Source organism: Bartonella sp. MR63HLJHH (assembly GCF_042194155.1).
Taxonomy (GTDB): Bacteria; Pseudomonadota; Alphaproteobacteria; order Rhizobiales; family Rhizobiaceae; genus Bartonella; species Bartonella grahamii.
Genome location: NZ_JBHIMN010000015.1, coordinates 12026 through 28142, shown reverse-complemented (window position 1 = coordinate 28142; position 16117 = coordinate 12026). Strand labels below are relative to the sequence as shown.

Below are 16117 nucleotides of genomic sequence, written 5' to 3'. Positions count from 1 at the left end.
AGGAATGCGAGTTTCCATGTTTTATCTCCTTGAATATGCTGGAGATACAATGTCTTTTTGCCAATTATGTTCCAAAAGTGAATAGATATGCGCCAAAAAGGACAGAAAACATCGAAAACAGGACGGTGATCATTACTTAAAATTCTAGAGTCTTTATTTTATTATTTCATTTTTTTGTAAAAACAGCGCGTCTTCTAAAATTTTAGTTTTTTTATATTGCACTTATGATTAAAAGAATGCCTCAATTATTCAAAATAAATATCAAAAGTATTCAATTCAAAAAGCTATGAGAGATAAAAGAGAAGGAAGAAACATTAGTGTTCTAAGCTGTTTTTCCTTCTCTTATTGCTCTATATCAAAACGATGCTCGAAAAATTATTTCAATCTTTTAAGTAAAAGCTCCCAACACCAAGAAGGCAGATTCAAAATTTTTGAGGCAATGTCTGACAATTTTAAGATTATATCCAAAATTGACTTTTTTGTTGTGTTTTCAGTTTTGGGATGAGATGCAATATGCACATGTTCTGATGGACTATTTTGTATGAAGGTACCGTAATTTATAATGTTCATTTGAATCGGTGTATTAGAAGGGTTATGCACTGTTATTGGTGTATAGTCGCTAAAGATTTCTTCTTTTATGTTTTTTATATCCTTTGTTTCAAATATATCTTTATACAAACTGTTTTTGCATTTTTCCAACATGGTGTTGCTGAAAATACAGACATTCATTATTTTTCCCATGAGTGTTTTTATTTTATGGATAAAACTTTCGACATAGCTTGTGAATGGATTTTTCAAAGCCATTTTAATATCGTTACTGATGCTGATTATTTTGTCGAGCGCTTTTTTTACTGAGGAGTCCAAAATATCTTTGATATTTGAAAAGTCATGCTCATCAAGTTTGTTGATCATATCATAAGACCATCCCGAAAGACAGGCAATCATTTCTATTGTTTGCTTGATCCCTTCCTTTTTGCTTATTTCTCTTAAGTCTTTAACTTTTGCACGTCGTAAACTAATCTCTGTATATGTTTTTTCTTCAACTGTAAGGGGTATCAGTAATGGGACGCGTGTTATTTCTATTATGCACATTCACAGCTCTTATGAGTCAATTAAATAAAAATATATTAAATTACAGTATTATATTTATCAATATGTTATACAGTTTTTTTAATTTTTTATCTTAATTAAAAAGTTTCATGCAATGAGCAAAGTATATTTGTTTTTTTGCAGGGGTGTCATTATACTCTATGAGCTGATAGACCTAAATTCTTTACAATAAAGGTTTATGTTGATAGGCTTTTCAAGCTATTGTTGTGTTAGAAGTGGGCTTTGTACGGTCGTAATTTTGGAGTAGAGCCGTCAATAGACCGTTTTTCTTCCTTGAATTTTGTAGATTCATTTCACTCGATATTGTATGAGAATACCATTGTTGTCGCGGAGAAGGTATGTAATATCAGTGCATTTTATCTATGATGTTTCTGAAAAAGGTTGATGTGTGTTATAGCAAGATGTGTGTACAGGAAAGCTTATTTAGGGAATAACTTTTTGTCCCATGAAGTCCGTAAAACAAAACGCTGTCTATAAGAAAAATAATATTTTTACAAAGTAAAATAATAACACTTTTAATAATTATTATTTGTATGTATAAGCATAAAATATAATTATATTTGTTATATTTAATTAAATACTATTTAATCTCTAACTAAAAGTGTGATTTTCTTTATGATTCATAAATATACATTACCATTCATTATACTTATTGTATGTTTATCGACGGGGGGATTGATTTCTACCGACATTTTTTTACCAGCACTGGGAGAGATGCGTCAATATTATCAAGTGACACAATCTCAAATTCAGAGTGCAGTGGCAGTTTTTTTGTTGGCATTGGCACTTGGACAGCTCATTTATGGGCCGCTGAGTGATAATTTTGGGCGTAAAAAAACACTTCTATTGGGCTTATTCTTGTGGTTATTTACAACATTTGGTGCGATTTATACGGTTCATATTCACGCTTTTCTTGTGTTACGTTTTTTGCAAGGTCTTGGTGCTTGTGCGGGACTTGTCTTAAGTCGTGCAATTATCAATGATTTGTTAGATAAAAAAGCAGCCGGAAAACTTTATTTGATTGTTTTCCCTTTTATTGGAATGTCACCAGCACTTGCACCTTTCATTGGTGGACTTTTGATACAAGCTTTTCATTGGCAGGCAACTTTTATCTTTTTAAGCTTTTTTATATTTTTGACCATTTTGCTGTGTTGTTTTGTGCTAACGGAAACTCTGCCCCCTCAAAAACGGCAGCATTTTTCCCCTGTAGGATTGATGAAGGCATATTTAGGCGTTTTTAGAAATAAACAATTTATTTTTTATGCACTTATTCCGTGTTTTTCTTACATAGCTTATTTTGCTTATATTGTGGAATCGCCTTTTTTACTCACGACTTTGGGTCTATCACCAATACACATTAGTTATAGCTACATTGGTGTCTCATTGCCCTATATTTTGGGAAATCTTTTGGCGCGATGGTTTTTTGAACGCGAGTCTATGGAAAAGACTGTCTGTCGAGGATACATTATTTTTGTTATAGGAGGCGTGCTCTTTGCTGTGCAAATGTATCTAAGCCCATGGCCCCTTGTGACAAGTTTTTTGGCTATTGCTGTTCTGACTTTTGGTAATGGTTTTTTATTGCCGTTAGGAACAGCGTTGGCTATTTCATCGCATCCGAAAGCTGCGGGAGCGGCTTCTGGTGTTATGGGATCTTTGCAATTAGGAAGTGCGGCGCTAAGTGCAGCGGTTATCGGAAAAATCTCTGGTCATAGCCCACGGGCTATGGCCACTTTGTTAGCTGTGTGTTGTATGATTGGTTTTATCATTTATATTCAAAAAGCGCGTCATTTTATGACCTCAGAAATGAGCTGAGTGAAATGATAAAAAGAAAGCATTATGCGGAAATGCTTTTGATGTTTTACACAAATGGGGCACCTGTACATTAGATGAATTTTTTTTATTAAGTTGTTGGATTGAATGGGTTTAAAATTTGTTACAAGCTTAGTTTGAGTTTAACAAATCGATTATGATGGGGGGGGAGTATGAGCCTAGAGTTTCAACATATTTTCATTATATTGGGTGGGAAAAGTTTTGGCTCTAATGCATGTTTTAAAATAAGGGGAGGAATTGATCAATGAGCCTTCCTATTATTATTCTTTCTCCTGTAATGCCAATTTGGGATGGTGGTGTTTTTTGTTCTCCATTGACAAAGCTATGCTTATCAAAAGGATTCCCTGTCACTCTGCTGGATACGCTTTCTCTTTTTCCTAAGAGTTCTCATGTTCTCAATCATTCTGCTGTAGATATTTTATCTTTTATAGAAGAAAAACTTAAAAGCTATTTTAAAGAGCCCGCAGTGCTTGTGGGATTTTCTATGGCTGGAATGTTGGTACAAATATTGGCAGCACGGCTTCCCAATGTTCAAGCTGTGCTTGCTGTGAATGCACCTGGCTATCTTGATAAGGTTTTGCAACGGCGCCTTGGAGATATTCTTGTTTACTTAGAAAATAATGATTTATCAGGAGCTTTGGAAATACTCAATGGTTTTATGCATCCTTCTGGCATTATGAAAAAAAGAGTTTTATTGGAGGCTCCTGATCAACAAAAAAGCGTGGCAATTGAACGCATGACAAGAGGCTTTAAACTCTTATTGGCGATGGATGCTAGAGATGAAATAGTTAAGTATAAGGGGAAGTTTTTAGCTTTAGTGGGAGAAAAGTCACAACTTGCAACGGTAGATAATCAGACGAAAAGTCCTTGTTTCAATCATGAATATAAGATCATCTCTGGTGCTGGTACGCGTTTGTGGGAGGATAATCCTGTTATGACGGATACAGTCATTGATGAATGGATGGAGGGATTATGAAAAAGAAAGTTCTTGTATTACCTGGTGATGGGATAGGACCAGAGGTTTGTGATGCTGCGCTGATGGTCTTAGAGCAATTTCAATTGCCAATTGAGTTTACTTATGGTGATATTGGTTTTGAATGTTGGAAACAGGAAGGAGATCCTGTCCCTCAAGCAACTTGGCAAAAAATTACTCAGAGTGATGCGATTTTACTTGGAGCTGTGACCAGTAAAGGAAAAGAAGCGGCTTTAAAAGAACTTGAACCGCATTTAAAAGAGCAAAACCTTGCCTATGTTTCTCCTGTACTTCAGCTTCGCCAAAAATTAGGGTTGTTTGCAAATATACGCCCTATAAGATACATCTTTGGTCCGAAAAAACCTTTTCATTTTTATGTTATCAGAGAAAATAGTGAAGGTCTTTATGCTGGATTGGATTTTCGGGGTATCACTCCTGAAGCAGCCGCTTGGTTAAGACATCCCAATTTGACAAAATATGGGCTTGAGGAAGCTGCGTGGACAGTCCGTTTGCAGACACGCTTTGGTTTAGAGCGGTTATTTGAATACGCTTTTTCTTATGCAAGAAAATATGGCATGAGGCGAGTTACTTTTGCTGATAAGCCCAATGTTATGCGAGAAAGTGGACAATTTTCGCGAGAAATTTTTGAGAAAATTGCGCAAAACTATCCGGAAATTGAAGCAGATATTCATAATGTTGATGCAGTTGCTTTGTGGATTGTAACGAAGCCAGAGCAGTTTGGCGTGATTGTTGCTGAAAATATGTTTGGCAATATTCTCTCTGATCTTGGCTCTGGAGTAATGGGAGGATTGGGGCTTGCACCTAGTGCAAATGTGGGGAGCGAGATTGCTTATTTTGAACCTGTTCATGGAAGCGCACTACGTATTGCTGGACAAAATAAAGCAAATCCTTCTGCGATGCTTTATACCACGGCTTTACTCTTAGAACATTTAGGCTTTAAAGATGCAGCAAAACAACTGTCTGAGAGTGTTGATCAGGTTATTCGTGCTGGAAAAACTGTATCTTACGATCTAGGAGGTGTAGCCTCTACCCGTCAAATGGCTGAAGCTGTTCGCAATTCTCTCATGAAACCTGTCTCTGTTTGTTATGCGGCAATTATTACTATTGGTGATGAACTCCTTTCAGGACAATATTTGAATACGAATTTACAAGATCTAAGCCAAAGCTTAAACAAGAGAAATATTCAAGTCACACGTCATTTTGTTTGTGCTGATCAATTACAGCAAATCAGTGAAACTGTTGTTTCTTGTCTTGGACAAGAAGATCTTATCATTATCAGTGGGGGATTGGGACCAACATCAGATGACATAACACGTGATGCGGTTGCAAAAGCCGTGCAGCAGCCTTTGGTACATCATGAAGATGTTTGGCAAACAATAAAAGGTCAATTACAACGATTAGGGATTACGGCGGATAAGAGTAATGCGCGTCAAGCATTGTTTCCTGAGACAGCAACCGTGCTTGATAATCCTACGGGTACAGCACCAGGGTTTTATCTCTCTTGCGATGGAAGTACGCTTGTTGTTTTGCCTGGTCCACCATCACAGGCTCTTGCGCTTTTAGAGAATTATTTAGAACACAATGAGAAGAAATATTCTTCTGTATCGCGTGCGAGGTATGCATGGACTTTGATTGGAATTGATGAAAGTACCATTGCGCAGTGGGTTGATTGTCATCTTGAAAATGAGCCATTTGAACGGCATTTTTTATGGAAAAGTCCCTATGTTCTTGTGCAGCTGATTGGTCAATCAGAAGCGCCCTTGGAACAACATTTCGTGGAAGAATTTGAAAATCATTTTCACCCCTATTTGGTTGGTGCAGAAGTGACTACTACTTGTAAACAATTAGCGATGCATGCAGAGGTTCATTGGTCTTCCAATGATCCGCAGCTTTTAAAATATTTTCAACCCATAGAAAAAAGTACAAAAAATATTCCAAATCTTGAGGTTGAAGTGAGCCTATCACCTTCTATCGAGACATTAGAAAATCAAGAAGAAAGCCTTGGACATGCCACGATGACTATACGGATGAAAGGTTATGACGATGATCGTGTAACTTTTCCCTATACGCGACCACTTTTAGGTGTCGTCTTACAAGAATATGCAGCTTGGTTGGTTTTAAAAAGATATTTGCAAACTGAGAAAAGCAAATGAACCTCTATGGGGACGTAAAAATATTGCTCAAATTATTGAACGTTCTATTATAAGAAGTATTTTTATCCTTTTCTTAGGTGGTTTTTATCTATAGGTTAATTTTTCTTTTGATGTGTAATTAAATGACTTTGATTGATTCAAGATTAAGAAAAACTTTACTATATTAGGCTCGCTGCATTCAATATTTATAAATGATTAATTATTATTATAAATCAATATGTTATCTTTAATAGAGCCTATGACAAGGAATCCAGGGGCTTCGTGTGCCTCAAGCGTTGTAAATAATTAAGATTCTTTGTAAATCAAAAAGTGATGTTGTGAAAAGACAAGAAGTCGTGTCATTTACAGGAAAGTTTTGCAAATTTTATTGAAAAATACGTCCAGTTTATTGGAATATGTGCCATTCAGTTATCTGATAATAAATTGTTGTAAAGAGCTCATAAAATTTTTCCTATAAGTTTTGTGTGATTGCGCGATAGTTGGGAGTTCGCTTCCGAGGGGCGATATTTTTCAATTTGATAACAGGAAAAACTATTTTTTCTGTAAGACGTGAAAATTTAAGGAGTGATCATTTTATGCTTTTGTTTTTCTTTTGATTGGTAATTTTTAGGAATTTGTTTGAGGAAAATATTTAATGCGGTGTGTTGGTGAATGTGGTTAAAAACATTTTACGCGTGTGTGTGGGAAAAATAAAAATGTGTCTTAATTGTTGATAAGAGTGTCAATGTTTTTGATGAACAAATTTTAGGCGTAATTCTTAGTATCTAGATAGGAAGTCCGTTGCAAATTTTTTAACAATTTGTGTCCTATTTGTTGTGGTGCGCAGTGGTCTTTTTAAGCAAAAAAGAAAGGGCTTTTATGTATCAGATTGATTACAACAGTTATCGTTCTGTCAAGAGTTTTAATCGTCGCGTTCGTTTTCTCGTCATGCATTATACGGCTCTTGATTTTAAATCCTCGGTTATGGCGCTTACAGGAGAAAAGGTTAGTGCACACTATCTTGTTCCTGATCCTTCAGAGCAGACATATCGTGAGGCAGGCTTTACGGACATGCGTATTTTTAATCTGGTCGATGAAAATGAGCGTGCATGGCATGCGGGTGTGAGTTCATGGGCTGGGCATAGTCATCTCAATGATGCATCTATCGGGATTGAAATCGTTAATTTAGCGACTGGTCATTCTGAGTCTCCAGAAGAGACAGTTGATTTTATGGCTTATCATGATGAGGGGGGTATATTTCCTCCTTATAATCCAATACAAATTGATGCCGTTAAGGAGCTTGCATTGAATATTCTTCAACGGTATCCCGATATTATGCCAACTGATGTTGTGGGACATAGTGATATTGCCATTGGAAGGAAAAGTGATCCAGGAGCAGCTTTTCCATGGAGAGAACTTTATAGGGCAGGTATAGGAGCATGGTATGATGATGAACTAAAAAGTCATTATCAAGAGCAATTCTCTAAGAATTTTCCATCCAAAGAAGATGTTTTGGCGAAGCTAAAATGTTATGGATATGACATTTCTGCTGCGTGTACCCAAACAGGATACAAAGATTTGATCCGAGCATTTCAACTTCATTTTCGTCAAGAAAATTATGATGGGATTCTAGATGTTGAAACAGCAGCAATTCTTTATGCATTGGTTGATAAGTATTTTCCGTGAATTCAATGCTTTTTAATTGAAAATATGATTACGTGTAAGCCTTTTTCTTATCAAGAGAGGCTTCTTTTTGCCAATGGGCTTTATGTAAAAAAGAGCATTAATCGTGTAAAAAATCCCATGTACGGTATAAGGCGTTTTATGGAAACATAACTCTACAGAAAGCTCTGTGATTTGCAGAGATTAAATTTTATTGTTTCTTTGTGCTTATATTTTTCTTCCTTTAAAAACGAGTAAAGTCAAGATGTTGCGTATATGATGGCATGTTCCTTACGCAAGATAAAACGCTTCAATCAAAATGGCCTTTTATTGTATATTTACATGCTTGTTTTAAAGAAATGTCTTTTAGTCTGTATCACAACACATATTTTACAGCGACGTTCATAAAGAATATAATCTAAAATCCTCTATGAAGTGTATTCTCATTTTTATGCTTAATAAAAGTGCCTAGCACCATTATATACTTTGCCAGATCTCAATGTTACTACAGCCCTTGGAACTTAAAACGATGCATAAAAGGATTTTCTTTACTTGTTTTTTTCACATGGCTCTCTCCATTTGTCATGTACAAGTGAATGGTTTTGGTTAATTCAACATGCAAAATAATAGATTATCATTATAAATCAATGTGATGCAGATTCAAAAAAAGGTGGGTCGTTTACAGATTGCTACTGATAGGAGTCTCTATTCTTTAGAAGGGGAAGAGGTCAATTCATTTTTTGAAGACATATCTATTTTCTCTTTTATTGCTTTGGAGGATATTTTCATCGTTTTGACAACATGTTTCTTGATGATTAAGTTTTTTAATGCGAGGCAGTGTTGTAAAATGTTGTGTTTTAGGATGTTAATAGAAGACACATTCATGCATATAAAAAACACAATGATGTCTTGTTTTTTCAATATTTTATTTGTTCAGTGTAGAATTTATCTGAGAAGATCATGAGCTGAATTAACAAAGGTGAAAAGTAAATTACCAAGAAAGACCAATTTGGTAATAAAGCAAAGGTATTTGTTCACCTTTAAAGGGCACGCAAGAGATTGTTTGAATTGATGTGTAAGCACCGCCTACGCAGTGTTCTTATCAAGCACATTAGGTTAATTTTCTGAGAATATTTTTGTGAAAGTCAGTAATTTTTGTCAAAAAGACAAGAAAATAAGTATCAAGAAAGATGCTCATGATGTTTGATTGCAAAAATAAAAACTGGCAACTTATGTTGCCAGTTTTTAAAATCTTTAGCTTAAATAGGATTAGAATGAACGCTGTAAACGGATCATACCTTGAAAAGCACTTTTTTTATTGAATAAATGTTTTTCATCATTATTTTTATCCGTCACAATGCGATCATCATTCCAATTAACATAGGTTAATTCAGGTGTAATTACAAATCCTGGAACCAGCGTATATGCAATATTTACAGAAGTTGCAAAAGTTTTTACAGCACTATAAGAAACTTGTGCATTTAAATTTGCCTTTGGAGTGAGTTTGTAAGTGGCACCTGCCCAAGCAGCCCATTTACCGCCCCAGTTTGCATAAATCGTTGTGCTTTTTCGTGATAACTCATCATTTTCATTTACTGTGTAGTAATCAAGGCCATTTTTATAACCAGCCATTACCCATAGATTGAAACGATCATTGATATTGAAATCTGCACGTACTTTTCCAGCCCACTTTTTGTAGTAAGTATCATATGCTGCAACCGCTGAAAAACCACCCCATTTTTGCATAAACTTTATACCCAAAACCACATTCGGGGTGTAATTTTTAATTGCTTTACTTGGAAGAGGAGTATCCTTCGTGATAGAAACAAGCTTATCATCTTTATCAATATAGTATCCTGCTGTTCCAGGAAGAGAATCTGAATTATTGCCTAATTCAGCTCCGATAATAGCAGAAAAGCCGGAGTCACCATTAAAGGTGTAGGAAATAAAATTGGTGCGTGTTGTGCCGGCAGGTGCTATGCTATCATCATTGAGAACATTTCCATAATCACCAGTCCAGCTGTTGAAAATTGTGTCATCAAGACCTACGCGAAAACCACCCAGTTCAATGTAAGCGGCTGAAAGCCTTGCACCAGCGCTGTCTCTACCATCACCCCAGCTTGAGAAAATTCTTGCATATGAACGGAGTGTTCCCATTTCTGTTTCAGAAGCTGCTTGAAAAACAAGGGTGAGCCGTGATGATGCGCCATAGGTTTTTCTTTTGTCTCTAAGTTCAGTTTCGCTTGTTGCATCGATATTATCACCGCCTATAAAATCAGCACGAACATTTCCTGATAAACGTATGCAGGTATCTGTTCCAGGGATATAAAAATATCCTTTTCCGTAGGCATCACAAACGCGAATATATTCTACAGGTTCGGGTTCGGCGATAACTGTTGAAGCAGCATGTACTCCAGAAATTGCTAAAAAAGCTGCTGTAGAGCTTAAAAAGAGGGATTTAATATTCATATAAGATCTCCGAGGTCCGTTTAATCTTCTTCTAAAGAGTATCATTCACCTAACGCATTAAGGACAAAGACATAAATAAAATACGCGGCACTTGTTACCTTAGCTATACTAATCTTTTTAGAGTTTCAAATATGAAATTACCTTTTTGTAATGTATACATGTACTATTCGAGATAATGTGGTAAAAAAGACACAATTTTTGTTTTGTTAACTTTTTATCCCTATGGGCTCAATAGGAGAAAAATTTCAGATATTTGGGAAAAAAGTCGAAAATGTCTTGAACTTTCTGTTGATACCATTTATGCCTCTCTGTCGGAGAGGTGGCCGAGTGGTCGAAGGCGCTCCCCTGCTAAGGGAGTAGGGCTCAAAAGGCTCTCGAGAGTTCGAATCTCTTCCTCTCCGCCATCTATTATTATATCTTCGCCATCTATTATTATATCTTCGCCATCTATTATTATATCTTCGCCATCTATTATTATAAAAGTAGTCGATTGTGTGTGGGAATTTTATTTTCAGTAATTTGTGCCCATTTGCTTTTCTACTAATCCCAATTTTGTGAAGCTTTTTAATTGCTTTTCTTGCTAGACGTTTTCTATCGGCTGTTTTGGTATAGAGTGGTGCTATTTTATCTTTCTTCCATCTAAATTTATTTGCGAAATTGTAATACCTGCGTTAGCAGCGCGTGTGGTTGCTCATTTTCTTAATTCCTGTGTTTATTTTTTATTTTATGTTTCATGAAACAAGTTACAAAAACTTTTTTTCTAATGGCGTAAACTAAAGCAAAACCAATGGGGGATGTTTTAAGCGCAATATGTTTTACGTAAATCGCTATGCCAATTTATATTAAAGGAAATATGATCAGTTGTGGAAAAAAATATCCCGAGAAAGATGGGTTTGTTTCAAAAGTTCTCATGCTTTTGTTGATAAAGGAAAGCGAATCTCTGTTGTAGCATCACATTGACGTTGCATATTTTTTAGCTAAGGATTGCTTATTTATTTTTATGGACATAGGGAGCAGCACGAACATTTGTAAGAATAAGCGGCCGTAAAGCTAGATATGTTACGGATTTTGTTCCAAAAAGTGTTTTTGACTTCTCTATATCGTTCCAATTGTTTGGTGGCACATTTATTATCTTATGACGTTGTTTTGCTAAGCTTTTGCTTTATCCGTTATGTCAGCTTTTATATATCAAATAGGGGAGAAAATATTGTATATATTTGCTAGCGAGTCATTTCTAAAAACGGAAGAATCTTTTTAATTTTGAAAAAATATAAAAGCGAAAAAGGTGGAAATGAGCTCCCATTTTTATCATCATCTTATTAATTCAGTTTTATAATTTTCATAAATCTCTATGGCAGTGTCTTTTAAATAATGAAGATTATGTGTCTTACGTTTTTGTTTATCCCGTTGGGATTATGCCTCTCATATAAAAAGAATATTCTAAACACAAATATACTTGTGTTGCCAATTTGTGCACTTGTGTTAAAGAGATATCTCTTAATGTGTATAGGCCTATTTTGCGACGGCACCTCTTAAATGGTATAAAATGCAAAAGTTTCTGTGAGGCATATAAAGTCTTATAGAGCCACACCATTTGTATACTTATGAAGATGCCACGAGACATATTATACTCCTGCTTCCATGTTGTGATAGACTTTGATTATGGGAGTTCATAAAATGCATTTTTCCTTTCTAAATTGTTTTTATTTATACAGCTTTCTCCACTTACTGATATGCAAGCAATGATTTTGATTGTTTCAACCATAAAAACAGATTTGAAAAGAAAGAATCTTACAATATTCGAGTTTGCTATATTATCATTATAAATCAACATATTGCTTTATATTTTCATTGTATGTTGAAAGTTGGATGTGGCAATGCTCTCAAAAAATTATCGATCTCTTTTAGAAGAAAACATTGTGGGTGATAATTTTAAAATTTTCCTCTCATAGAGACTTGTGAGAGTGTTTCATCCATCTCATGACAACCAAACCACACATGAAAAAAGTAATGGTCGGTAATATTAGGTAGTAAGATGGAGAAACTTTTGCAGGAAGAAAAGAAATAATACTTAATACTGTAATTGAAAATATTCTTCCGCTAAAAGATACAGCACCAACAATACCGGAAATATGCTGCGTTTGTTTTTGGTTAAGTTCTGAGAAAAATAAGCTTTTGGCCCCTATCGGTACAGTGCAAATAAATCCATGGATTAAAGAGAAGGCGATGACTGATGCAGCAGTTTGATGGCTATGAACTGAAAAATAGAGCGCTATGCACATCAGCGCAGAAAAGAAGGAAAAATATTTTATAGAATTCTTATATTTTTTATCAAGAACATGATACTTAGACATCAGTAAATTTGAAAAATATTGTGCTGAAAAGGCTCCAATATGGCAGAACATCAAGACGAGCATTTGCGAACCGTTGAGGTGATTAATTTTCCCCCCTGAAAGTATTATCGGTTGCCAGAAATGATAAATAATTTGAATACCAGCGCTAAAAAGGCACATGAGGAAAATAAACCATGCGCCTCCTACTGTATTTTGAAAGATCCAAAGCGTTTCCTTGGCATTGTGCAAGATTGTTTTTGTTTTGGATGTTTCAATTGTCGTTTTCTTTTCTTCCGGAACAATAAGGAATATCAAAAAAATAAATCCCATCATGAGGCATGAGATGATATATCCCATAAAATATTGTCCAGAGTAATAGATCGTTCCAATTCCTATAATCCCACTGAGAATACTTCCGAAAGAGTTAACTTGGTGGTAGAGATGAGCATAATGCGAAAAGTGATCCTGTTTATCGCCTAGAGAATGGTAAATCCATCCGTCAATGGCGCTGACAATGATGCAAATGCCCGCTGCATAGAGAATTTGCGCAATAATAAGTGCCGTCATATTGGGAGCTTGAAGGCATAGAAGATAAAATATTCCTGTCATAAAGACCCCAGCCATAACGGAATATTTACGTCGATATCTGTCAGATAAAACAGCGCAGGGAAAATCAAGCAGCAGGATGGTGGTGGAAAAGACAACCTGAAGCAGAGCTAATTGCGCCAGACTAACTCCCATGGACATTAAAAAAATAGCATGGTAAACGCCGATCAGCATGCGGACAGCATTATAGGATCCATAGTTGAGAGCAAGGGTGCGAGGTCTGTTCATTGTGTTGTTCCACAAACCTTACAGTGAGGATTTTTCTTTAGAGAACGCTCTTCTGTGAAAAGTTGGCTGCTCCATATCCCCACACGGCGATCCGTGGAAAGAAGGCTTCCATAACCACCCAAAAATTTAAGAGCATCATTAGCACACATGGCAGCTGAAAGTGCATTAACAGGGGGAAATGTAGCAACTTTGAAGTTATTATTAACCATAATACAAGCTTCATAAATAAGGTGATCACTTTTTGCCGGAAGATTGCCTATAGACGAGCTACATGCGTAACAACCAGTTTTCTTAAGTATGTAAAATGGACCAAAGACAGCTATATCATTAACATAACCGGAATTTATATAGGCTTGTTTATTTTTCACACACCATTCATTGATCCATAGGCCTAGCTGAACAGGTGAATCAGCAGAAATGATCCATAAATCAGCTTTGGGTAATTTGTTGATATCCTCTTTTTCAGTAATCAACATTTGTAATTCATGAACTTCAATTTGGCTGTTTCTCCGCATCAGCTCACGTTTAAGAACTGTTGTTTTCGGAAGACCGATATCTTCTTCAGTAAAAAGAATTTGTCTGGTAAGGTTGGTCATCTCGATCACATCATTGTCAACAAGAGTCAATTTTCTAACGCCAGAGGATGCAAGCATTGCTGATACATGATTACCAATCCCACCACCCCCTAAAATGACGACACTTTTTTGCAAAAGAGTATGCTGAACAGAGGTTGGATGCATACCATAACATTTGATAATGGAGATGACTTCTGGAATACCGATTATTGAGGATATTGTCTGATGTTTCAGCTTTGACAAGAAAATGGTTAGAAACAAGAAAATCAAACGCACGGTCAAAATTTTCTTTTAACATGATTAATGATAGTGAATTGTAAACTTCATCTACTGTCTTTTTTTTGATCCATTGTGCCGCAATAAGCACTAAGTTCTCCCAAAAATTTTTATCATTGATAATAAACTGGTTTGAACCTGCACCAAAAATAGCATCCTCTTCACGAACAACAATATGTGTGTATTTTCCTAAAATATATTGTTGTTTCATTTATCCTCCCCACTTGTAGAGCAAACCAACTTTTCCCTGAAAAATAATTTCAGGTAAATTTCTTTAGTTATTACTTATATTCTGTATGATCCATGATTTCCTCCTCGTTATTGATGTTTTCATTATTCACCACATTACATGGGAGGAGGATCCTATATAAAATATTATTATTGTAAATGCATTTTTATGATGTAAAGTAAATATTCCTACATCAAATATTAATGAGCGTACATTGAGAAAAGAACGCATCTCATCAGTTTAAAACTCTATGATCTTTATTAACTTAAAAGTAATAGCATAAAATATAATATAAAAAATGAATAAATTTGAATTTATGTAAAAACACAAACTTTTTTATTGCTGCTACGGATAAAACAAACAAATCTATATTATAAAGTAGTTGATCACTACATTGATTGTGGTTATCCGTTTTGTATACGCATCATTTTATAATTGTTAGTATATTTATTAATCAAAATGTTATTTTTGAAGTAATTATAATATCCTATTAAAATATTTTAAAGTCACCTATAAAGTGATTAAATTGCTCCTATAGAGATATAAAGCTAGACAGAAAAATCTATGACTATTTTATTGAATAAATTAGTTTTTATAGCTTTATTTTGTTTGTTGAGTATTTAATTTGTGTACAATTTATCCCTTTTTATTTTTATCATAGATTATTCTAAATAGATTTAATAAATTTCATTATTAATTTTTCAATACAAATTTAATTGTTTATTTTAATTTATTGCATACGAGAAAATAAAAAATGTTTACAAAAAAAGTTCTGTTGAGGGAAGGCTTATTGCTTATCATATTTTTGCTAATATATCTTTTATCTACCTCGCATGGCTATACGGGTATGGATAAATTATTTTGTTCCCAAGTTGTTAAGGAACGAGATGATGCGGTTCAGAAGTTGGATTCAGCAAAGTTTGAAAAAGACAATGCGGAGAGAGGATGGAACGATACAATGCAAATATTGGGGGTGGCGGTAGAGGACTTGAAGAGAATAGCTTTTGAACAGCAGGCACTCTATTTTGCATTGCTGAAAAATATGCCAAATAACAAGCAATTGGCTTATAAATATGAAATAACGCAAAAGCGGAATGCTGCAATTTTTGAACGGCTCGAGAAGGTTTTTACTTTATTTGAGCATGTTGAGAAAAGAACAGAGGCTTTTCGAGAATTAAATGAAGCAAATAAGCTTAAGGATCAGTCTCAATCATTACATTATTTAGAAGTGATTTCTAAACATCAAGAACATATTGATAACTTAAATCAAGAGGTTAAAAGGCTCGATCACGAAGTTGATAATTTAAATAACAGGCTTCAAAGTCTGAGGAAAATATTTCGATAAGAAACGAAAAGTTATTCATTTAGAAGACACGCTTTAGCAACGAGATAAAGCTCTTACAGCACAAAGGAGGAAAGAAAAGTGACGGCTCTTATGGTACTTTGCGTATCACGAAGGATGAACTCATTCTCTCCCATGGGGAAAACCAAATCCATTTGAGTGAAAAAGGTTTGGTGCTTTCTCATCAATCAACCCGTGTTGAATTAACGGGCAGTGTGCATATTCAAGCAGAAGATTTGCAGCACAATCAAAAATCTGTTGGCGCAAGCCACAAACACGGTGGGGTCAAAATGGGTCCCTCCACAACCTCTTACCCCCTTTAAAGGAGTTT

The 16117-nt window shown here is 35.2% G+C and carries 11 protein-coding genes, 1 tRNA gene and 1 pseudogene; 7 read left to right on the top strand and 6 right to left on the bottom strand.

The features are described from left to right. Positions 1-375 precede the first annotated feature (375 nt). Positions 376-1092 (bottom strand): phage tail assembly protein, encoded by a 717-nt coding sequence (locus ACFIKQ_RS08355; protein ID WP_375644995.1) that lies wholly within the window; start codon positions 1090-1092, stop codon positions 376-378. Between the two features lie 633 nt (positions 1093-1725). Between ACFIKQ_RS08355 and ACFIKQ_RS08350 the strand changes: the two genes are divergently transcribed. The 4 genes from ACFIKQ_RS08350 to ACFIKQ_RS08335 all read left to right on the top strand — a co-directional run bounded on the left by ACFIKQ_RS08350 (position 1726) and on the right by ACFIKQ_RS08335 (position 7752). Then, positions 1726-2922: a multidrug effflux MFS transporter gene (locus ACFIKQ_RS08350; RefSeq protein WP_375636617.1), complete on the top strand. Its 1197-nt coding sequence runs from the start codon at positions 1726-1728 to the stop codon at positions 2920-2922. Positions 2923-3184: 262 nt separating this feature from the next. Beyond that, positions 3185-3916, top strand: a complete 732-nt coding sequence (locus tag ACFIKQ_RS08345; RefSeq protein WP_375636615.1) for an alpha/beta fold hydrolase — start codon at positions 3185-3187, stop codon at positions 3914-3916. Further along, a complete protein-coding gene (locus ACFIKQ_RS08340; RefSeq protein ID WP_375656255.1) occupies positions 3913-6087 on the top strand; it encodes an isocitrate/isopropylmalate family dehydrogenase in 2175 nt (724 codons plus the stop codon). The genes ACFIKQ_RS08345 and ACFIKQ_RS08340 overlap by 4 nt, the downstream gene beginning before the upstream one ends. A gap of 858 nt (positions 6088-6945) precedes the next feature. Further along, entirely contained in the window at positions 6946-7752 is an 807-nt protein-coding gene (locus tag ACFIKQ_RS08335; protein ID WP_375656254.1) for an N-acetylmuramoyl-L-alanine amidase, read from the top strand. 1245 nt (positions 7753-8997) lie between these two features. Here the strand turns inward: ACFIKQ_RS08335 and ACFIKQ_RS08330 are convergent. Beyond that, positions 8998-10197, bottom strand: coding sequence for a porin (locus tag ACFIKQ_RS08330; RefSeq protein ID WP_375656253.1), 1200 nt, complete (start codon positions 10195-10197; stop codon positions 8998-9000). A 313-nt stretch (positions 10198-10510) separates the two neighbouring features. Here ACFIKQ_RS08330 and ACFIKQ_RS08325 point away from each other — a divergent pair. Then, positions 10511-10601 (top strand) — tRNA-Ser (locus ACFIKQ_RS08325). Between the two features lie 147 nt (positions 10602-10748). Here ACFIKQ_RS08325 and ACFIKQ_RS08320 read toward each other — a convergent pair. The 4 genes and pseudogenes from ACFIKQ_RS08320 to ACFIKQ_RS08305 all read right to left on the bottom strand — a co-directional run. After that, positions 10749-10888 (bottom strand): annotated as a pseudogene (locus tag ACFIKQ_RS08320) (integrase); the annotation flags it as partial. Positions 10889-12143: 1255 nt separating this feature from the next. Next, positions 12144-13364, bottom strand: a complete 1221-nt coding sequence (locus ACFIKQ_RS08315; protein ID WP_375656252.1) for an MFS transporter — start codon at positions 13362-13364, stop codon at positions 12144-12146. Then, positions 13361-14074 carry a ThiF family adenylyltransferase gene (locus ACFIKQ_RS08310; protein WP_375636606.1) on the bottom strand — a complete coding sequence of 238 codons (714 nt, stop codon included), beginning with the start codon at positions 14072-14074 and terminating at the stop codon, positions 13361-13363. The genes ACFIKQ_RS08315 and ACFIKQ_RS08310 overlap by 4 nt, the downstream gene beginning before the upstream one ends. After that, positions 14031-14426 carry a hypothetical protein gene (locus ACFIKQ_RS08305; protein ID WP_375656251.1) on the bottom strand — a complete coding sequence of 132 codons (396 nt, stop codon included), beginning with the start codon at positions 14424-14426 and terminating at the stop codon, positions 14031-14033. The genes ACFIKQ_RS08310 and ACFIKQ_RS08305 overlap by 44 nt, the downstream gene beginning before the upstream one ends. Before the next feature lie 865 nt (positions 14427-15291). On the opposite strand from ACFIKQ_RS08305, the gene ACFIKQ_RS08300 reads away from it, so the two are divergent. Both ACFIKQ_RS08300 and ACFIKQ_RS08295 read left to right on the top strand, forming a co-directional pair. Continuing rightward, positions 15292-15789: a hypothetical protein gene (locus ACFIKQ_RS08300; RefSeq protein WP_375656250.1), complete on the top strand. Its 498-nt coding sequence runs from the start codon at positions 15292-15294 to the stop codon at positions 15787-15789. A gap of 152 nt (positions 15790-15941) precedes the next feature. Next, complete coding sequence (locus ACFIKQ_RS08295; RefSeq protein ID WP_375656249.1) at positions 15942-16109, top strand: hypothetical protein; 168 nt, start codon at positions 15942-15944, stop codon at positions 16107-16109. The last annotated feature ends 8 nt before the right edge of the window (positions 16110-16117 follow it).

Coding starts and splice junctions, on each gene's coding strand:
- ACFIKQ_RS08315 (WP_375656252.1), bottom strand. CDS start 13,364: ATGAACAGACCTCGCACCCTTGCTCTCAACTATGGATCCTATAATGCT.
- ACFIKQ_RS08335 (WP_375656254.1), top strand. CDS start 6,946: ATGTATCAGATTGATTACAACAGTTATCGTTCTGTCAAGAGTTTTAAT.
- ACFIKQ_RS08300 (WP_375656250.1), top strand. CDS start 15,292: ATGGATAAATTATTTTGTTCCCAAGTTGTTAAGGAACGAGATGATGCG.
- ACFIKQ_RS08355 (WP_375644995.1), bottom strand. CDS start 1,092: ATGTGCATAATAGAAATAACACGCGTCCCATTACTGATACCCCTTACA.
- ACFIKQ_RS08330 (WP_375656253.1), bottom strand. CDS start 10,197: ATGAATATTAAATCCCTCTTTTTAAGCTCTACAGCAGCTTTTTTAGCA.
- ACFIKQ_RS08350 (WP_375636617.1), top strand. CDS start 1,726: ATGATTCATAAATATACATTACCATTCATTATACTTATTGTATGTTTA.
- ACFIKQ_RS08340 (WP_375656255.1), top strand. CDS start 3,913: ATGAAAAAGAAAGTTCTTGTATTACCTGGTGATGGGATAGGACCAGAG.
- ACFIKQ_RS08305 (WP_375656251.1), bottom strand. CDS start 14,426: ATGAAACAACAATATATTTTAGGAAAATACACACATATTGTTGTTCGT.
- ACFIKQ_RS08345 (WP_375636615.1), top strand. CDS start 3,185: ATGAGCCTTCCTATTATTATTCTTTCTCCTGTAATGCCAATTTGGGAT.